This is a genomic window from Agromyces sp. NPDC058064, assembly GCF_042885275.1.
Taxonomy (GTDB): Bacteria; Actinomycetota; Actinomycetes; order Actinomycetales; family Microbacteriaceae; genus Agromyces.
On sequence record NZ_JBHVSE010000001.1, the window covers coordinates 463,311 to 482,110 of the forward strand.

Below are 18,800 nucleotides of genomic sequence, written 5' to 3' on the forward strand. Positions count from 1 at the left end.
CCGCCGCCATCGCACTCCGTCACTGAGTCACCGGGCGACTCAGTGACGTAGCGACGCGGCCGGGCGCTCCAGGTGGAGTCGCCCGGCCGCGCCGCGCACTGGGATGGAGCGGTCGTCCTACTCGGCCGCGGGAGCCGCGTGAGTCCCGGCACGGTGGCGCCGGCGCGCCGCGATCAGGAGCGTGATGCCCGCGCCCACGATGAGCACCCCGAGCGGCGCGAGCGCAAGCAGCCCCGAGTCGACGCCGGTCTCGGCGAGGCCGTCGGACACGGCCGGCTGCGAGCCGGTGCCGTCGGTCTGGCCGCCGTCGCCACCGCCCGTGCCACCGTCTCCGCCACCGTCGCCGTCACCGGGTCCGGGCTCGCCACCCGGCTCCCCCGCCGCGGCGGGCAGCGTGCCCGCACGGAGGGCGGCGGGCTGCTCGCCGTCGGCGAACCACCACACGGGCCGCTCGGCCGAGGCATCCGCCGCGACGACGGCCGCGGCCGTGCGCACCGCGGCGCCCGCCTCGATCGACGCCGGCATCGTCGCGAAGCCCTCGTTGTTGAGGTTCGGCATGCTCGCGGGGCGGGCGAAGAAGCTGATCTCGGGCTCGCCGCCGGTGAACGCGATGCGGGCCGAGCGGCCCTCGCAGCCGTCGTCGCAGACGGCCCAGAGCTCGCCGATCACGGTGTCGTAGTCGAGCGCCATGACCCCGCCGAGGCCCGGGTCGATCTCCGCGACCTGCGTGATCGAGCCGTCCGTGCCGAGCGCGTAGGCGTAGACGAAGCCGTTGTCCTCGACGGCGACGAAGAAGAGCCCGTCGCCGTGGCCGGGGTAGTCGGCCGGCTCGTAGGGCTTGCCGGTGTTGCGGTCGACGAGCAGGCCCGCGAGCGAGGCATCCGACACCCATTCGACGGCCTCGATGCCGGTGTTCGCGGCGACCTGCGGAAGTGAGGCGGTGAGGTCCCACTCCTGGGAGGCGACGACGTCGGGACCGGCCGCGTCGGGGTCGACCGCGAGCACGACGTTCTGGTTCACGCCCTTCTTCGAGTTGTCGCGCTCGGAGGCGAGGTAGACGCGCCTGTCGCCGTCGACCGTGATGCCCTCGGTGTCGGGGCCGGCTGCGGCCGGGTTCGCGGCGTCGCGCTGGAACCGTGCGCGCTTGCCCTCGGCCCAACCCTCGGCGAAGGAGGCGTTGCCCGCAGCGTCGACGTCGAGCTTCCAGAAGGTGCCGGTGCCGTTGTCGACCGCCCAGAGCACGGCGCCGTCGGGGGTCGCCTGCGTGTCGAGGCCGGAGGAGTCCTCGAGGAACATCGCGGTCTCGTCGACCACGCGCACCTCGGGCGAGCCGGGCCAGTCGGCCGCGACCGGCTCCTCGGGTCCGCCGGGTTCGCCGCCGCCGTCGCCGCAGTTGGTCGCGCCCTTCGTCGCGGTCTTCGCATCGGCGAAGTCGCCCGTGCCGTCGGGGCAGCGCGCCCACGTGACGGCCGCGTGCTCGGTCCAGGCGTACTCGGCGACGGTGAGGCCGCTCGCGTTGCGCACGGTCGCGACGTCGGCGCCGCCGAGCCCGAAGGTGAAGTGGCTCGCACCGTCGAAGACGAAGAAGGCGCCCGGCGCGAGCGTGGTGCCCGCGGCGACGGGGGTGACATCGGCCGCGTGGCCGGCGGGGTCGCTGTCCATGAGGGTCCAGCCCGAGAGGTCGACCGGCGCGGTGCCGGTGTTCACGACCTCGACCCAGTCGGTCGCGTCGCCGTTCGACTCGACCTCGTTGATCGCGACGGCCGGCAGCACGCAGTCGTTCGCGGCGCCCGGCGTGACGCGGGCGAGCCCGAAGGCGCCCGTCGTGTCGGGGCAGCGCGCGTAGCTCGCGGCCGCCTCGTCGCCGTCGATGGCGGGATGCCCCGTCCACGACGTCTCGTCGAGCAGCGCCCCGTCGGCGCCGAACACGCGGATCGAGTCCGATCCGCCGACGCCGATCGCGGCCTGGAACTGCTGCGGGGCGCCGTTCACGTCGACACCCTCCGTCTCGGCGTCGACGACGAAACGCTCGCCCGCGGCGAGGCTCGCGCCGGCCGCGAAGAACCAGCGGTGGTCGTCGGAGTTGTCGCGGATCTCGACGCCCGCGAGGTCGACGGCCGCGTCGCCCGGGTTGACGAGCTCGATCCAGTCGGCGGGACCCGAGTCGACCTCGTTCAGCACGATGCGGCCGTCGACGGCCGGCGCCTCGCAGGTGTTCGGGGCGCCGAGGGTGAGAGCCGTGCCGTGCGCCCAGTCGCCGCCGTCGGCGCAGCGCGACCAGTCGCCGAGCGGCGCGGTGGCCGCGTAGGCGTACGAGTCGACGTCGGCGCCGGCCGCGTCGACGAGGGTGACCGTGTCACCCTTGCCGAGGCCGAACGGGAACCCGAGTGGCGCGCCGTCCTTCTCGAGCACGAGGAACCCGCCTGCGGCGAGGCTCGTGCCGTCGGGGATCACCCCCGCCTCCTCGCGCTTGTCGTCGAAGACCTTCCAGCCCGAGACATCCACGCTGGATGCGCCGGCGTTGAACAGCTCGATCGCGTCGACCGCCCCGGCGACGACGTCGTCGTAGACGATCTCGTTGACGACGACGCCGGCTTCGGCGGCGGTCGCGAGGCTCGGGCTCGCGGCGACCGCGAGCCCCGAGGCTGCGACGGCGAGCGCGGCGAGCATCGCGGGCACGCGACGACGCCGGATTGCGGGTGGATTCGGGTGCTGCACGGGCATGCGGGCGCTCCTGACGCGGGCGGGTGCGGGGGTCGGGAGCCACTCGACCGGGCCGCGGTGACGCGGAGCCCACGCGCGGGTGAACGGGCGGTGTACGACGGCAGTCGAATCGCGCCGTCGGGCCGTCGCACCGTCGCGCAGCCTCGCCCTCGCGCGAGCGGATCGGCCGATCGGCCGAGGCGGTTCGAGCCCGCCGACCGATGTGCACGCCCCGGGTGCGCACGAGCATCGAGTCATGACCGATTCACCTCGACGCCGCGAGTGGCTCGCTCCGGCCGGACTCATCGCCCTCAGCCTCGTGCCGATCGCCGCGGGCTCGTTCCGGCTGACCCAGCTCAGCGGCGGCGGGCCGGTGACCGCCGAGAACGCCCGGTTCTTCGACTCCCCCGTGCCCGTGATCATCCACATCGTGGGGTCGAGCGTGTTCCTCGTGCTCGGTGCACTGCAGTTCGCGCCGTCGCTCCGGCGTCGCCGCTGGCATCGGATCGCCGGGCGCATCGTGGCGCCCGCGGGCCTCCTCTCGGCGATGTCGGCGCTCTGGATGACCCTCGCCTACCAGATGCCGGCGGTGAACGGCCCGGCGCTGATGGTGATGCGCCTCGGGTTCGGCACGGCGATGGCCGGGGCGATCGTCGTCGCGTTCCTCGCGATCCGCCGGGGCGACGTCGGCACCCACAGCGCGTGGATGACGCGGGCGTACGCGATCGGGCTCGGCGCGGGCACGCAGGTGTTCACGTTCCTGCCGTGGACGCTCGTGTTCGGTGCGCCCGGCGAGGCGATGCACGCGGTGCTCATGGGCGCCGGCTGGGTGATCAACCTCGTGGTGGCCGAGATCGTCATCCGCCGTCGCGCCCGGTCGGCACGAGGAAGCACCGGACGCACCGGACGCCCCGGACGCACCGGACGCACGGAGCGCCCCGGACGCACCGCCGACGCCCCTGCCACCGCACCTGCCCCGGCGGCGGGCGCCGACCTATCATGAGGGCATGACGAGCCCCGTCCGCGCACTGTGGCGCTCGCCGGCCGCGACGCCGCCTCCGCCGCGGCGGGTCTGGCGCGATTGGGTGCTCGTCGGCGTGCTGCCGCCGCTGGTGCTGCTCGAGGCGTCGCTGCGCCCCGAGGTGCCGTGGCGCTGGGGCTGGGCGGTCGTGCTCGTCGCCCTCGTGCCGACCCTGCTGTGGCGCCGCACCCGCCCGTTCACGATGCTCGCGGTCGCGTTCAGCATCGGCACGCTCGTCTCGCTGGTCGTCGGCGGCGACCCGCAGCTGTTCACGACCGCCTACTTCCTCCTGCTCGTGTACGCGGTGCTGCGCTGGGGCAGCGGGCGCGCGATGGTCGGCGGCGCGACGCTCGTGCTCGCCGGCGCACTCGCCCCGCTGCTGCTCGAGCCGACCACGCCGGTCGACCTCGTCGGCGGGCTCGCGGTCGTCGTCACGACGGGGTCGCTCGGTCTCGCGTTCCGCTGGCGCGCGGGCGCCCGGGCCCGCGAGCTCGAGCGCATGCGGCTGCTCGAGCGCGAGCAGCTCGCCCGCGAGCTCCACGACACCGTCGCCCATCACGTCTCGGCGATCGCGATCCAGGCGCAGGCGGGCGCCGCCGTCGCGGCGCAGCGCCCCGACGCCGCGACCGAGGCGCTCAGGGTGATCGAGGGCGAGGCCTCGCGCACTCTCGACGAGATGCGGGCGATGGTCCGGGTGCTCCGTCGATCGGATGCCCCCGAGCTGGCCCCGGTGCCCGGCCTCGACGATCTCGGGCGGCTCACGAGCTCGTCGCCCGGTGGGCCCGCCGTGACGGTCGCGGTCGACGGCGACGCCGACTCGGTGCCGCCGGCGATCGGCGCCGCCGTGTTCCGCATCGCGCAGGAGGCGGTGACGAACGCGCGCCGCCACGCGCACGGCGCGACCCGCGTCGACGTGCGGGTCGGCGTCGACGGCGACGGCGTGCGGCTCGAGGTCCGCGACGACGGCGAGGCCGTGGCATCCGCCCGACCCGGCTTCGGGCTCACCGGCATGGCCGAACGCGCCGCCCTGCTCGGCGGCCGCTGCGAGGCCGGGCCCGGCGACGGGGGCGACCCCGGCGGCGGCCGAGCCGGCTGGACCGTGACCGCAGTGCTCCCGCGCGCGGGGTGGCCGACGTGAGCGTGCGCGTGCTGATCGCCGACGACCAGCACCTCGTGCGCACCGGCCTGCGGATGATCCTCGACGCCCAGCCCGGCATCGAGGTCGTCGCCGAGGCGGCCGACGGCGCCGAGGCGGTGCGTCTCGCCCGCAGCAGCAGGCCCGACGTCTGCCTGCTCGACATCAGGATGCCCGTGCTCGACGGGCTCGAGGCGACCCGCCTGCTCGCGGGGCCCGACGTCGCCGACCCGATCCCGGTCGTCGTGATCACGACCTTCGACCTCGACGAGTACGTCTACGGCGCGCTGCGGGCGGGGGCGCGCGGGTTCCTGCTGAAGAACGCCGGAGCGGTGCTGCTCGCCGAGGCGGTGCACGCGGCCGCCCGCGGCGACGCGCTCATCGATCCGAACGTCACGGTGCGCCTCATCGCCGCCTTCGCGGGCGAGGCTCCGGCACCGCCGGCCGCCCCTGCGACGCCCCTCACCGAGCGGGAGACCGAGGTGCTCGACGCGGTCGCGCGCGGCCTCGGCAACGCCGAGATCGGCCGCGAGCTGCACATCTCGCTGAGCACCGTGAAGACGCACGTCGAGAGCCTCATGACGAAGCTCGGCGTGCGCAACCGGGTCGAACTGGCGATCTGGCGGCACGAGCAGCGCCGCGCGCACTGACGCCGGCGCGACGCGCGACGCAACACCCGTCGCCCGCGAGGGAGGATGGAGGGATGCAGATCATCGTCATCGGCGCCGGCGCGTGGGGGCTGCCCGCGGCGGCCGAGCTCGCCGAACGCGGCCACCGGGTGACCCTCGTCGACCGGTACGGGCCCGCGAACCCGCTGTCGTCGTCGCACGGGCCGACCCGCATCTGGCGGCTCGCCGACCCCGACCCGGCGAAGATCCGGATGACCCGGCAGAGCCTCGCGGCGATGGAACGGCTCTCCGAGATCGCCGGCGAACCCGTGTTCCTGCGCCGGGGGCTCGTGTGGCGCGACTCCCCCGCGGCGCTCGACGCCTTCGAGTGGACCCTCGCGATGGAGGGGATACCCCACCTGCGCCTCGACGCCGACGCGGTCGGCCGCCGCTTCCCCGGGCTCGTGCCCGACGGACGCGGCGCGATCTACACCTCCGAGGCGGGCCCCGTGCTCGCCGAGGTGTCGCTGCGGGCGCAGCTGCGGCGCTTCGAGCAGGCGGGCGGCACGCTGCGCATCGCGCACGTCGTCGACCTCGAGGCGGATGCTTCGGGCGACGCCCCGCGCCGGGTGCACCTCGCCGGGGGCGAGACGCTCGAGGCCGACGCGCTCGTCGTCGCGGCCGGCCCCGGGGCATCCGCCCTGCTCGAGCGCCTGGGGCTCGACGTGCCCCTTCGGCCGCACTTCGAGCAGGTCGTGCACGTCGCCGACCCGGCGCTGCCGTTCGACGAGCTGCCCGACCTCATCGACATCGCGAGCGGCGAACGCCCGACGCTGTACGCCATGACGACGCCGGGGGTCGGCTACAAGCTGGGGCTCGACGCGCCCCTGCGCGATGCCGACTGGGGCGTCGACGACGACCGCACGCCCGACGCGGCCCGCACGGCCGCGCTGCTCGAGTACGCGCGCACCGAGCTCGGCATGCGCGACGCCGAGGTCGTCGACGCCAAGGTGTGCACCTGGACCGACTCCCCCGACGGCCGATTCGTCATCGGCACGCCCCTGCCCGGGGTCACGGTCGCGTGCGGCGACTCGGGCGAGGGCTTCAAGTTCTCGGCGCTCATGGGCCTCGTGCTCGCCGACCTCGCCGAGGGCGTCGAGCCGGCGGTCGACCTCGAGCCGTTCCGCTTCGACCGCTTCGCCAGCGACGGAGCAGGGAGTGCAGCGGGCGGCGGCGGAGCGACCGCGGCACGGGCGGGGCTCGCCTCGCCGACATCGCTCGGCGGGGCGCCCGCCGGCCGCGCCGGCGGAGCGCCCGAGCCCTCCGCCTGACGCGGCCGCAACCGCACCCGCCGCCTATTCGGTTTCGGCGGTGTCGGCGGCCTCCGCACTCGCCGGGGCTCGGCGCGCCAGCACCACGCCCATGACTGCCGCGACGACGAGCGTCGCCATGAGCGCCCAGTTGACCCAGTCGGTGCGGCCGGTGAGCAGGTCGAGGTTCGTGAGCATGAGCACGAGTCCCGCGACGAGTCCGGCCGCGCCGAGCAGCGGCGCGATCACGACCCGGAACACGCCGTGCCCCCGCCGGTCTCGGCTGAAGAACCGAACGACGCTGATCATGCAGAGCAACTGGAGGGCGACGACGCCGATGATGCCGACGCCGTTCGTCCAGAGCAGCAACTGCAGGTACGGGTCGCCGTTCAGCACGAGGGTGAGCGAGATCAGCATGAGCGACGAGATCGTCGTCACGAGGCTCGCGACCGCCGGCGAGCGGTGCTTCGCATGCGTGCGTGCGAGGCGGGCGGGCAGCAGCCCGTCGCGGCCGAGCGAGAACAGGTAGCGCGACGTCGCGTTGTGGAACGCGATCGTCGCCGCGAGGATGCTCGTGACGATGAGCAGGCCCATCACCGTGCTCGCCCAGGCCCCGAGGTACGACTCGGCGAGCATGAAGTAGAGCCCCTGGAACACGCCGAAGAGGCTGTACTCGACGAGCCCGTCGACGCCGAGGGCGGCGACCGCGATCCACGCGATGAACCCGTAGAACAGTGCCAGGAACCCGACGGCGAGGTAGGTCGCGCGCGGCACGGTGCGCTCGGGGCGGCGCGCCTCCTCGGCGTAGATGGCCGTGCTCTCGAAGCCGATGAACGCGCCGAGGGCGAGCACGAACATGCCGCCGCTCGCGAGGTTGAACACGTTGCCGGGGGCGAAGGGCTCGACCGAGAAGTTCGCGGTGCCCTCGGTCGCCAGCACCGCGACCGCGATGACGACGAGGATCGCGACCTCGAGGATCATGAGCACGGCGAGCACGCGTGCCCCGATGTCGACCTGCCGGTACCCGAGCAGGGCGACCACGGCGAGCGCGACGAGCGCGTAGACCGACCAGTGCACCTCGAGGCCGAGCATCGGGTTGAACGTCGCCGCGGCGTAGAAGCCGAAGAAGCCGTAGAACCCGCCGCAGATGAGCGCGTACGAGAGCAGCGCCACGATGGCCGCACCCCCGCCGGCCGACCGGCCGAGCCCTCGCCCGATGAAGGCGTAGAAGGCACCGGCGTTGCGCACGTATCTCGCGAACGCGGTGAAGCCGGCCGCGCAGAGGAGGTAGACGACCCCGCTGAACACGTAGGCGCCGGGCGCCCCGATGCCCCCGAGGCGGAACGCGAGCGGGGCCGCCCCCGCCATGACGGCGAGCGGCGCGGCCGCGGCGACGACGAAGAAGAAGATGTCGAAGGTGCCGAGCCGGCCGCGGGCCAGCCCGCGCGCGTCGTCGGACGACGGCGTACGGGTTGGCGCGGGAGTCGGGGCGGGGGGCGGGGTCGAGCTCATCGGGTTGCTCCTTGTCAGCGACGGTGATGACGGCAGGGGGTGGGATGGGGGTCGCGGCGGGCGCGACGGACCGGGTCGGCGCGCTACACGGCGGGCCACCAGGCGGCGTCGGTCCAGAGGGCGAGCTCCTGCTCGAGCGCAGCGCCCACGCGGAAGACCGCGGCGTCGTCGTACGTGCGACCGACGATCTGCACGCCCGTCGGCACGCCGTTCGGCGCGAGGCCCGACGGCACGGCGAGCACCGGAACCCGGCCGATCACGTTGAACGGCAGCGTCATGAGCTGCGAGAAGATCGCGGTGCTGTCGGTGGCTGGCTCGTCGGCGGCGAGGCCGGTGGTCGCGACGGTCGGGCAGACGAGCACGTCGTACCCGGTCATCAGCTCGGCGAACGGCCGGTAGAAGGATGACTCGGCCACCAACCCGCCGACGTAGTCGCCGCCGGCCGCGGCCTGCGCCGCGAACGCCCGGGTGTACGGCATGAGCTGCTCGGCGCGAGCCGCATCGCCTTCGACGATGCTCTCGATGAACGGACCCATGACGGCGCCGAAGTGCGGCCACGCCGTCTCGAGGGTGCGCTGGGGGCCCCAGGGAAGTTCGACGAGGTCGACCGTCGCGCCGGCAGCGACGAGGGCGGCGCCGACGGCCCGCGTGTTCGCCTCGACGGCGGGATCGACCTCGTAGCCGCCGAGGTCGAGGCAGAGCGCGACGCGCACGCCGTCGAGCGAGCCGGCCTCGCCCGAGACCGCGGCGATCTCGCGGAGCGAGGCGGCGTCGCCGACCCACGGCCCCGAGATCACGTTCTGGAGCATCGCGACATCGGCGACGCTCCGGCCCATCGGCCCGTCGGCGCAGTAGGTGTCGGAGTTGAAGGGGGCCATGCCCGGCACGCGCGCGAACGGCGGCTTGAACCCGACGACGCCGCAGAACGAGGCGGGAATGCGGATGGAGCCGCCGATGTCGGAGCCCGTCGCGAGCAGCGTCGAGCCCGCCGCGAGCACCGCGCCCGAGCCGCCCGACGAGCCGCCGGGGGTGAAGTCGGGGTTCCACGGGTTGCGGGTGACGCCCCAGAGCTTCGAGTGCGTGACCGGGGCACAGCAGTACTCGGGGGTCGTGGTGCGCGCGTGCACGACGGCGCCCGCGGCCTGGATGCGCTCGACGATCGGGTGGGTCTCGTCCGCGATGTTGCCGCGTTCGAGAAGGCATCCGTCTTCGAGGAGGCGGCCCGCGATCGGCTGCTCGTCCTTCAGCATCAGCGGAATGCCCTCGAGGGGGCGCAGCGCCTCGCCGCCGGCGAAGCGCGCCTCCGACGCGACGGCCGCCGCGCGGGCCTCGTCGATCCACTGCTCGGTGACCGCGTTGATCACGGGCTCGGTCGCCTCGGTGCGGGCGATGACCGATTCGAGCAGGTCGACGGGCGAGAGTTCGCGACGTCGCATGAGCTCGGATGCCTCGGTGGCGGTGAGCCGGAACAGTTCCATGTGGTGGTGCCTTTCGCGCTTCCGTACGCCGTACGGATCCGTACACTGTACGGACGATACTCTTGCACCCATGGCGTCCCGTCAAGAGGCATCCCGCAAGAAGACCGCACCGCGCCGCACGGTGAGCCGCGACGACCTCATCGAGGCCGCGATCGCACTCGTCGAGCGCGACGGGCTCGACGCCCTGACCATGCGCCGACTGGCCGCCGAGCTCGACCGCGCGCCGATGAGCCTCTACACGCACGTGCGCAACCGCGACGACCTCGTCGACGCGATCGTGGCCCGGCTCATCGAGCGGCTCGAGCTCCGCGAGGTGCCCGGCGAACCGTGGCAGGAGACGGTGCGACGCACCCTGCGCTCGTACCGCGACCTCGCGGTGCGGCTGCCGCACAGCTTCGAGCTGCTGGCGCTCGCGCCGTACGACGCCTCCCCCGTCGCGACGCACCTCGTCGCCGTCGTCGCGAGCCTCGAACGCGCCGGGCTCGACGCAGCCGAGGCGCGCCAGATCCTCGGCATCGTCGACGCCTACGCGACGGGATTCCTCGTGGTGTGGGCCCGAAGCCGCGCCGCCGAACGCCCGGGCGCCGGGGGCACCGCCCCGCCCGAGGTCTCCGGCATGCGCGACCTCGACACCTTCGACCAGGGCCTCGAGGCACTCATCGCGGGGCTCGACGCGACGCTCGTGCGCGGCGCCGCGACATCCGGCGCCTGACCTCGACGCCGGAGCCCTCCCCGAGAACCGCGCGGCGCCACGGGTTCGGCGATCGCCACAACGTCGGGGCGCTCGCGCCGAGTCATCCGAAACTGCGGCGATCGCCGAGACGGTTGCGGCGGCACCCCGCCTCCGGACGTCTCCGCTCCGTGCAGATCTCCGTGCGCTGCACGGATGCGGCACGCACCGCCCAGGGCGACACTCGCTCCAACGTCATCACGACCGAAGGAGCACGACATGACCACCAGCGCGATCACGGCGAGCGACGCCGACCGCGAACTCAAGGCCCGGCACCGCAGCATGTGGGCGTCCGGCGACTACCCGAGACTCGCCTCCGACCTCATCTGGAGCCTCGGGCCGCGACTCGTCGCCGCCACCGGGGTCCACGACGGAGACCGGGTGCTCGACATCGCCGCCGGCAGCGGCAACGCCGCGATCCCGGCCGCCCAGCGCGGCGCCGCGGTCGTCGCGAGCGATCTCGCCCCCGAGCTGTTCGCCGTCGGGCGCCGCAACGCGGCCGAGGCGGGCGTCTCGCTCGAATGGCGCGAGGCCGACGCCGAGGACCTCCCGTTCGAGGACTCCGCGTTCGACGCGGCGATCTCGTGCGTCGGCATCATGTTCGCGCCGCACCACGAGGCCGCGGCGAGCGAGCTGCTGCGGGTCGTGCGGCCCGGCGGCCGGATCGGCCTGCTGAGCTGGACGCCCGAGGGCTTCATCGGCCGCATGTTCGGCGTGATGAAGCCGTTCGCCCCGCCGCTGCCCGAGGGCGCGACTCCGGCACCGCGCTGGGGCGACGAGGCGCACGTGCGCGGGCTGCTCGGCGACGAGGTCGAGGATTTCGTCGCCGTCCGCGAGACCGTCGCGATCACGCAGTTCGCGAGCGGCGCCGAGTTCCGCGACTACTTCAAGTCGCACTACGGTCCGACGATCGCCGTCTACCGTCGCATCGCCGACGACGCCGACGCCGTGCGTGCGCTCGACGACGCCCTCGCCGTGCTCGGCGACGAGCAGCTGGCGAGCGACGCGAACGGCGCCCTCGAGTGGGAGTACCTGCTCGTCACCGCGACCCGGCGTTGAGCCGCCGGGCTGCGCACCCGATCCGCATGAAGGAACCACCGTGAATCTCAGCGACCATCACCAGGTCCACACCATCCATCTGGCCCGCGAGGCGCACCTCGCCCGCGTGCTCGAGCAGCGCCGCGCCGCGCTCGAGCGGCTCGCCGACGAGCGAGTCGCGTCGGCCACGAGACGAGGGCGGGATGCCTCCGCGCCCGCGCCGTCCGGCGCGACACCCCACCCGGGCCTGGCCGGCACCGGCACCCTCCGCACCCTGCTCGACCGGCTGGGCCTCGGCCGGCCGCCGACGGGCGGCCCCCGCCCCGCGATCTGAACGGGCGAGGCAACGGCACGCACGACCGGCGGGCGGCATCAGTACAGGGTGAGCACTGATGCCGCCCGCCGGTCGTGCGCCGACCATGTCAACGTGTCGAACCCCCGCCTGACACCGCGCGAACGTGCGGTGCTCGCCGCCATCGAGCGGCGGTTGAGCAACCCCGAGATCGCGAGCGAGATGTTCATCTCGGTGCGCACGGTGGAGAGCCATGTCGCGAGCCTGCGCCGCAAGCTCGACGCCGAGACGCGCGCCGAGCTGGTCGCCGCGTCGATCGGGCTGCGCGAGACCTCGGTGCGGGTGCCCGACGACGTCTTCGTGGGGCGCGACGCCGATCTCGATCGCCTCGGCGAGGCCGTCGAGACGCGGCACTGGGTCACCCTGACCGGGCCGGGCGGGGTCGGCAAGACCCGGCTCGCCCTCGAGTTCGCGCGCACCTTCGCGGGCGTGCCGGTCGTCGTCGAGCTCGAGCACGCCGAGCCGGTCGACGTCGTGGCCCGCATCTCTCGGGCGCTCGACCTCGAGTCGGCTCCCGGCGTCGACGCGCTCGGCGCGGTCGCCACCTCGCTCTCGACGCGCGAGTATCTGCTCGTGCTCGACAACGTCGACCGGGTCGGCGGCGCGGTCGGCGAGGTCGTCGCCCGGGCGACCGCCCTCGCTCCCGGGTTGCGGGTGCTGACGACCTCGCGCACCCCGATCGGCGAGGCGGGCGAGCACGTGGTCGCCCTCGCGCCGCTGCCGTCCGAGGGCGGCGACTCCCCCGCCGTCGCGATGTTCCTCGAACGACTCGGCCCCGGCGCAGTCGCCGACCCGCCGCGCGACGGCGAGCGCGAGCAGGCCGCCCGGATCTGCGCGCGGCTCGACGGACTTCCGCTCGCGATCGAGCTCGCGGCATCCGTGGCCCGCCATCTCTCGCTCGCCGAACTCGCCGAGCGCCTCGAACACGACTTCGCGACCCTCGACCGCGCCGCGCCCGGCGGCCGGCACCGCACCCTCGAGACCGCGTTCGAGTGGAGCTGGGACCTGCTCGACCCCGACGAGCAGGAGGTGCTGCGCCGCCTCGCCGCGCTGCCGCGCACCTTCGACATGGACCTCGCCCGCGCGGTCACCCACCCGGGCGCCGACGGCACGGTCGTGCGACTGCTCGACCAGTCGCTGATCGTCGCGATCGGCGGCTCGCCGCGCAGGTTCCGGCTGCTCGAGGTCCTACGCGACTTCGTGCGTGCCCGCACCGACGAGGATCTCGCCCGCGAGGTGCTCGAGCGGCACGCCACGTTCATCGAGGCGATCGTGGTGCCGTTCGCCCGCCGTGCGCGGCTCGACGACAGCCTCGAGGCGATGCACGCCTCCGAGATCCTCTGCCCCGAGGTGAATGCCGCCGTGCGCTGGGCACGCGCGACGCGGCATCCGATCACCCTCAGCCTGGCGTCGTCCCTCGGCGTCGGCATCGAGCAGTACGGTTCGGACGTCGACAGCGTGCGCACGCTCGCGGCGGTCGCGCACGACGCCGAGGTCATCGGGGAGGCCACGCCGCAGCAACTCCTGGATCTCGGCACCGCCTTGACGTTCCTCGATCTCGACGCGGTGGCCGAGCTCGCCGAACGCGCCCTCGCGATCGCGGGCGACGACCGCGAACGGCTCGCGGCGCTGCACCTCGCCGGCATGGCCGCGGCGTACCTCGACCAGGAGGCGATCGCCCTCGCGCGGCTCGGCGAGGCGGAGGAGCTCGCCCTCGCGCTCCAGGACCGCTGGGAGCTCGCAGCGACGCGGCAGATGCGCGGAGTCGCCCTGCGGCGCAGTTCGCCCGAGTGGGCGATGGCCGACTTCGCGGCGGCGATGCACGACTACGGGCGTGCGGGCGACGCGATGCACGTGAACAACGCGCGGTACATGATCGCGCTCACCGCGGCCGAGGCCGGGCTCGATCTCGATCGGGCCGCCGAGCTCGCCGCCGAGTGCGTCGACTACGCTCGCGCCTCGCACAACGACCACGAGCTCGCGCACGCGGCGATGGTGCAGCAGATCATCGGCGGGGCGGGCGCCGCGCTCGAACTCGACGAGCTCTCGCACGAGTTCCGGCGTTTCGGCGACGCCCGCTGCTGGATCCGCACGCTCCTGATGCAGGCCGAGCGCGGGCCCGAGTCCGAGCGCCGCGACCTCCTTCGCGAGGCGCTCGAGCTCGCCAGGGCGGTCCACGACGAGCGTCGCGAGTCGGTGATCCTCGAGAAGCTCGCGGTCGCGGGGTGAGGCGGCCGGCCGCGGGCATCACCTCCCGTGCACGCCGGCCCCGATGAGCGGCACCCCCGCTGCGGCGAGTTCGCCCAGCGCCTGCCCGCCCCGGTCGCCGTCGGTGATGACGCCGGCGACCGCGTCGAGCGGCACGACGGCGTAGCGCGAGGCGGTGCCGATCTTCTCGGCGCTGGCGAGCACGTACGTCTCGGCGGCGCGCGAGGCGAGGGTGCGCTTCATGGCCGCCTCCTCGGCGTCGCCGGTCGTCAGCCCCGCTGTCGGGTGCACCCCGGTGACGCCGAGGAAGAACAGGTCGGCGCTGACCAGGCCGGCGGCCTCGACCGCGGCCGCACCGCACGCCACGGCGGAGTGCTTGAAGAGCCGGCCGCCGATCAGGAACACCTCGGCCGCGTGGTGCAGGAGGCCGGCTGCGACCGTCGGGCTGTGCGTGATGACCGTGCACTCGAGGGTCGTCGGCAGCGCGTCGACCATGGCGAGGGCCGTGGTGCCGCCGTCGATGATCACCGTGGCGCCCGGCTCGATGAGGGCGACGGCGGCCGCGGCGACGAGGCGCTTGCTCTCGGGGGCCACCTCGGTGCGGCTCGCGTAGTCGGCGACGGCGGGCGAGGCGGGCAGTGCGCCGCCGTACACGCGCACGGCGAGGCCGGCGGCGTCGAGCTCGCGCAGGTCGCGGCGGATGCTGTCCTCCGACAGCCCGAGCTCGATCGCGATCTCCTTGGCGACGATGCGCCCGTCGCGGCGGAGTCGTTCGAGGAGCAGGTCCTTGCGCGCGGCGGCGAGCATTCGAGGTCCTTCCTGTTCTTTCACGTTTGTGCACTATTGTGCCAGATATGAGCAAGCCCATGATGATCCTGATCGCCGGCCCCTACGCCTCGGGCACCGGCGGCGACCCCGAACTGATGGCGCAGAACCTGCAGCGGCTCGAGGAGGCAGCCTGGCCGATCTTCCGCGCCGGCCACGTGCCGATGATCGGCGAGTGGGTGGCGCTGCCGGTGCTCTCGAGCGCCGGAGCGACCGGCCCGAGTGACCCGCTCGCCGCCGAGGTCATGTACCCCACGGCCGAGCGGCTGCTGCAGCACTGCGATGCGGTGCTCCGCCTGCCGGGCGAGTCGCGCGGCGCCGACCAGGACGTCGCGATCGCGCGCGGACGCGGCATCCCGGTGTACCACTCGCTCGACGAGGTTCCCGCCGCGGCGTGAGCCGATGACACCGGAGGGGGCGGCCCGCCCCGCCCCTTCCCTGATCCGCCCCGAACTGCTACCGTCGTCGCGATGGGTACGCTGATTTACTCCTGAGTGGTGAGCCGTGTCGAGCCTTGCTCCACGGCTTCCGCATCGACCGCAGCCGGCGCCGAGCGCTGAGCTCCGCTGATCGACGCGCAACCGACCACTGAACATCCGGCCCGCAGCCGTCGACGCTCGCGCGCACCGTTTCCACGGTGTTCGCCGACGAGCCCGACCGGCATCCGCGCCTTCGCGGACGGGCTGCGGAAGGAGCATCCGTGTACCCCACCAGCCAACTCTCACTGCACGCCGTGACCAAGCGCTTCGGCGAGCGCGTCGTGCTCGACCGCGTCGAGCTGTCGCTGCGACCCGGCGAACGCGTCGGCGTCATCGGCGACAACGGTTCGGGCAAGACGACCCTGCTGCGCCTCATCGGCGGCGGCCTGTTCCCCGACGCGGGCGAGCTCGTCACGCGGTTCGCCGGGGGCGTCGGCATCCACGACCAGGTTCTCGAGCTGCCCGAGGAGGCGACCGTCGGCGACGCGGTCGACGCCTGCTCGACCGAGCTGCGCGCGCTCGAGGGCGCGATGCACGCCGCCGAGGAGCGACTCGCCGGCCTCGAGGGCGCCGCGCTCGACGACGCCCTTGCCGAGTACTCGGCGCTCATCGCGCGCTTCGAGGCGCGCGACGGGTACGGCGCCCCGGCCAGGCTCGACGCATCGCTGGAGGCGCTCGGCGTGGGCGGGCTCGATCGCGACCGCGCGTGGCGCACCCTGTCGGGCGGCGAGCGCTCGCGGGTCGCCCTCGCCGCGACGATCGCCGCCAACCCCGAGCTGCTGCTGCTCGACGAGCCGAGCAACGATCTCGACGACGAGGCCTGGCGCTGGCTCGTCGAGCGACTGCGCGCGCACGACGGCACGGTCGTGGCGGTGACGCACGATCGCGCGTTCCTGCAGGCGCTCACCGAGGTGATCTGGGAGGTCGATGCCGCCTCGGTCGCGCGATACGGCGACGGCTATCCCGGCTACCTCGTCGCGAAGGCGAACGAGCGCGAGCGCCACCGGCTCGCGTACGAGAACTGGAAGTTCGAGCTGGCCCGCAACCGCGAGCTCGTCGCGGCGAACGCGGGCCGGCTCGCCGCGATCCCGCGCAAGCTCGACAAGGCGGGCATGGGGGTGGGCGCCTTCAAGCCCCGCGGTCGCGACCACGGGGCGATGGGCCGCATCCGCAACGCGAAGGCGCGGATGTCGCGGCTGCTCGCCGAGCCGGTCGCGCCGCCGCCGAAGCGGCTCGCCTTCCGGGCGGTCGGCATGCACGCGGCACCGGTTGCGAACGGCGAGCCGAATGCCGCGGCCGAGTCGGATGCCCCGCTGCTCGTGCTCTCCGGGGTGCGGGTCGCCGGGGCCTCCGTCGAGGAGCTGCAGCTGTCGGCGGGCGGCCGCCTGCTCGTCACGGGGCCCAACGGAATCGGCAAGACGAGCCTGCTCCAGGTGATCGCCGGCGAACGCCGGCCCGAGGCGGGCACGGTGGCGGCGACGTCCCGCATCGGGCAGCTGCGCCAGCACAGCGTGATCCCGCCGAGCCGCCGAACGCTGCTCGAGGTCTACGCCGCCGGCATCCGCGAGGATCTCGTGACGGCCGAAGGCCGGCTCATGCCGCTCGGGCTCTTCCACCCGCGCGACCTCGCGGTGCCCGTGGGCGCGCTCTCGTACGGCCAGCGCCGACGGCTCGAGCTCGCGCTGCTCGTGAGCGAGCCGCACGAGCTGCTGCTGCTCGACGAGCCGACGAACCACCTCTCGCCCGACCTCGTCGAAGACCTCGAGGCCGCACTCGAGACCTTCGCCGGTGCGGTCGTGCTCGTGTCGCACGACCGGCTGCTGCGCGAGCGCTTCGGGGGTGAGCACTTGCGGTTGCCCGGGTGAGGGTGCGGCGGTGGGCTCGCCACGACGATCCCGCGCCACGACTTCGGAGATCGCCACGGTATCGGACCGAACCCGTCGGGCGGCTCCGAAGTCGTGGCGATCTCCGATCGTGCGGGGTGCGTCTCAGCTGCTCGCCGGGCCGGATGCCGGAGCCCACGCGAACCCGTCGGGATCGACGAACGCCGCGGCATCCCCGTTGATCTCGACGCGGTGCGAGCCGCTGCCGTCGGCCGCGACGCCCACGGTCTTCGCGAGGGCTCGGCGCTTGTAGAGGCCGAGTCCGATGGGGCTGCCGTCGATCGCGAAGTCGACGTAGCCGCCGATGCTCTTCGCGACCGTGAGCCCGCGGTCGCTGTAGAAGCGCTTGCTCGCGGCGACGTCGTCGGCGCCGATCAGCAGCACGACGTGCTCGATGCGATGCGTCGCGGGCCCGGTGTCCTTCTTCGCCTCGCTCGCGAGCTGCCAGACCGTGCCGTCGGGCGCCTGCACGACCCCGCCGAAGCCCCAGAGCGACTTCTCGGCGGGCTTCAGCACGGTGGCGCCGGCGGCGACCGCCGCGTCGAGCAGGTGCACGACCTCGGCCGGCTGGGCGACGATGAGCGACATCGTGAATCCGCGGAAGCCGCTCGACGGGACCTCCGTCTGCCTGAGCCGCAGCCGTTCGCCGAGCCCGAAGGCCTCGTCGTAGAAGCGGGCGGCCGACTCAGGGTCTGTGACCTCGAGGGTGACCGAGCCGATCGACGTGAGCTGATCCTGGTCGGTGTTCATGTGGCACACGATTCCCGCGCGTGCGGTCGGCGTCAACCCCGCGCGTGCGAGGCGAGCCAGCCCCTAAGCGGTCGGAAGCCCGGCCGCCGACGCCTGCCGCCGCGCGTAGAACTCGCGCACCCGGTTGCGGTTGCCGCAGTCGGCCGAGACGCACCATCGGCGGTTGTGCCGCGGCGAGTGGTCGAGGAACACCCAGCCGCATTCGGCGTCGGAGCAGATCGCGAGCAGTTCGAGGTCGTCGCGCTGCAGGAGTTCGACGGCCGCGAGCGCGATGCGCCGGCGCAGCAGCGCGAGGTCGACGGGGAACGCCCAGCGCCACCCAACTCCGGCGCCCGTGCCGGCGCCGGTGCCGGTGCCGTCGGCGTCGGCATCGCGCACGAGCCGGCCGGCCCCGACGGCCTCGGCATGGGCGGTCGCGATCGGGTCGGCCGAACCGCCCTCGTAGCAGGCCGCGAAGAGCGCCTCGCGCAGCTCGACGACGTGGGCGGCCTCGGCCGCGGCCTCAGCCGGGTGCGACCCGGCGAGCGCGTCGAGCGCGGCCGCCTCGTCGTCGTCGATGAGGCCGAGCTGGTGCGCCCATCGGCGCACGTCGTCGTAGTGACCCAGGTGCTCGAGCAGGCGCTCGTCGCTCAGGCGCCACGACACCGTGTTGACGAGGTCGAGCGCGACGGCGCCGCCGATCTGCGCGAAGGTGTCGCGCCTGACGTACGGCGCGGTGGTGACGGCCATGCATCGAGACTAATGGATGAATCTGACTTTACGCATTCG

16 protein-coding genes are annotated in these 18,800 nt (G+C 73.9%); 10 read left to right on the forward strand and 6 right to left on the reverse strand.

The genetic code is table 11. The annotated features are described in order from the left end of the window. Nucleotides 1-117: 117 nt before the first annotated feature. A complete protein-coding gene (locus ACFVSL_RS02155) occupies nucleotides 118-2,724 on the reverse strand; it encodes a lamin tail domain-containing protein (RefSeq protein ID WP_386938078.1) in 2,607 nt (868 codons plus the stop codon). A gap of 235 nt (nucleotides 2,725-2,959) precedes the next feature. Here ACFVSL_RS02155 and ACFVSL_RS02160 point away from each other — a divergent pair, with 235 nt between their 5' ends. From ACFVSL_RS02160 to ACFVSL_RS02175, 4 genes are read left to right on the forward strand one after another with little or no spacing between them, the layout of a single operon-like run. Then, nucleotides 2,960-3,706 (forward strand): DUF2306 domain-containing protein, encoded by a 747-nt coding sequence (locus ACFVSL_RS02160; protein ID WP_386938080.1) that lies wholly within the window; start codon nucleotides 2,960-2,962, stop codon nucleotides 3,704-3,706. 4 nt (nucleotides 3,707-3,710) lie between these two features. Next, nucleotides 3,711-4,862, forward strand: coding sequence for a sensor histidine kinase (locus tag ACFVSL_RS02165; RefSeq protein ID WP_386938082.1), 1,152 nt, complete (start codon nucleotides 3,711-3,713; stop codon nucleotides 4,860-4,862). Beyond that, nucleotides 4,859-5,509: a response regulator gene (locus tag ACFVSL_RS02170; RefSeq protein WP_386938084.1), complete on the forward strand. Its 651-nt coding sequence runs from the start codon at nucleotides 4,859-4,861 to the stop codon at nucleotides 5,507-5,509. Before ACFVSL_RS02165 ends, ACFVSL_RS02170 begins: the two co-directional genes overlap by 4 nt. A gap of 53 nt (nucleotides 5,510-5,562) precedes the next feature. After that, nucleotides 5,563-6,798 carry an FAD-dependent oxidoreductase gene (locus ACFVSL_RS02175; protein WP_386938086.1) on the forward strand — a complete coding sequence of 412 codons (1,236 nt, stop codon included), beginning with the start codon at nucleotides 5,563-5,565 and terminating at the stop codon, nucleotides 6,796-6,798. A 24-nt stretch (nucleotides 6,799-6,822) separates the two neighbouring features. Here ACFVSL_RS02175 and ACFVSL_RS02180 read toward each other — a convergent pair whose 3' ends face one another. Together ACFVSL_RS02180 and ACFVSL_RS02185 are read right to left on the reverse strand one after the other, a co-directional pair. Further along, nucleotides 6,823-8,289, reverse strand: a complete 1,467-nt coding sequence (locus ACFVSL_RS02180) for an APC family permease (RefSeq protein ID WP_386938087.1) — start codon at nucleotides 8,287-8,289, stop codon at nucleotides 6,823-6,825. An 83-nt stretch (nucleotides 8,290-8,372) separates the two neighbouring features. After that, the gene (locus ACFVSL_RS02185; RefSeq protein ID WP_386938089.1) at nucleotides 8,373-9,767 is read right to left on the reverse strand and encodes an amidase; all 1,395 of its coding nucleotides are present in this window, start codon (nucleotides 9,765-9,767) and stop codon (nucleotides 8,373-8,375) included. 70 nt (nucleotides 9,768-9,837) lie between these two features. Here ACFVSL_RS02185 and ACFVSL_RS02190 point away from each other — a divergent pair, with 70 nt between their 5' ends. From ACFVSL_RS02190 to ACFVSL_RS02205, 4 genes are all read left to right on the forward strand, one after another. After that, nucleotides 9,838-10,479: a TetR/AcrR family transcriptional regulator gene (locus tag ACFVSL_RS02190; RefSeq protein ID WP_386938091.1), complete on the forward strand. Its 642-nt coding sequence runs from the start codon at nucleotides 9,838-9,840 to the stop codon at nucleotides 10,477-10,479. Nucleotides 10,480-10,716: 237 nt separating this feature from the next. Then, nucleotides 10,717-11,556 (forward strand): class I SAM-dependent methyltransferase, encoded by an 840-nt coding sequence (locus ACFVSL_RS02195; protein ID WP_386938093.1) that lies wholly within the window; start codon nucleotides 10,717-10,719, stop codon nucleotides 11,554-11,556. Nucleotides 11,557-11,596: 40 nt separating this feature from the next. Then, nucleotides 11,597-11,869, forward strand: a complete 273-nt coding sequence (locus tag ACFVSL_RS02200; RefSeq protein ID WP_386938094.1) for a hypothetical protein — start codon at nucleotides 11,597-11,599, stop codon at nucleotides 11,867-11,869. A gap of 93 nt (nucleotides 11,870-11,962) precedes the next feature. Continuing rightward, the gene (locus ACFVSL_RS02205) at nucleotides 11,963-14,116 is read left to right on the forward strand and encodes an ATP-binding protein (protein WP_386938096.1); all 2,154 of its coding nucleotides are present in this window, start codon (nucleotides 11,963-11,965) and stop codon (nucleotides 14,114-14,116) included. A gap of 18 nt (nucleotides 14,117-14,134) precedes the next feature. Here ACFVSL_RS02205 and ACFVSL_RS02210 read toward each other — a convergent pair whose 3' ends face one another. Further along, nucleotides 14,135-14,902: a DeoR/GlpR family DNA-binding transcription regulator gene (locus tag ACFVSL_RS02210; RefSeq protein WP_386938098.1), complete on the reverse strand. Its 768-nt coding sequence runs from the start codon at nucleotides 14,900-14,902 to the stop codon at nucleotides 14,135-14,137. Nucleotides 14,903-14,949: 47 nt separating this feature from the next. Between ACFVSL_RS02210 and ACFVSL_RS02215 the strand changes: the two genes are divergently transcribed. Together ACFVSL_RS02215 and ACFVSL_RS02220 are read left to right on the forward strand one after the other, a co-directional pair. Beyond that, a complete protein-coding gene (locus ACFVSL_RS02215; RefSeq protein ID WP_386938099.1) occupies nucleotides 14,950-15,318 on the forward strand; it encodes a DUF4406 domain-containing protein in 369 nt (122 codons plus the stop codon). Nucleotides 15,319-15,620: 302 nt separating this feature from the next. After that, nucleotides 15,621-17,264 carry an ABC-F family ATP-binding cassette domain-containing protein gene (locus ACFVSL_RS02220; protein WP_386938101.1) on the forward strand — a complete coding sequence of 548 codons (1,644 nt, stop codon included), beginning with the start codon at nucleotides 15,621-15,623 and terminating at the stop codon, nucleotides 17,262-17,264. 123 nt (nucleotides 17,265-17,387) lie between these two features. Here ACFVSL_RS02220 and ACFVSL_RS02225 read toward each other — a convergent pair whose 3' ends face one another. Then, entirely contained in the window at nucleotides 17,388-18,032 is a 645-nt protein-coding gene (locus tag ACFVSL_RS02225; RefSeq protein ID WP_386938102.1) for a glyoxalase, read from the reverse strand. A 63-nt stretch (nucleotides 18,033-18,095) separates the two neighbouring features. Further along, on the reverse strand, nucleotides 18,096-18,761 hold the full coding sequence (locus tag ACFVSL_RS02230; protein ID WP_386938104.1) for a CGNR zinc finger domain-containing protein: 666 nt from the start codon (nucleotides 18,759-18,761) through the stop codon (nucleotides 18,096-18,098). Nucleotides 18,762-18,800 lie beyond the last annotated feature (39 nt).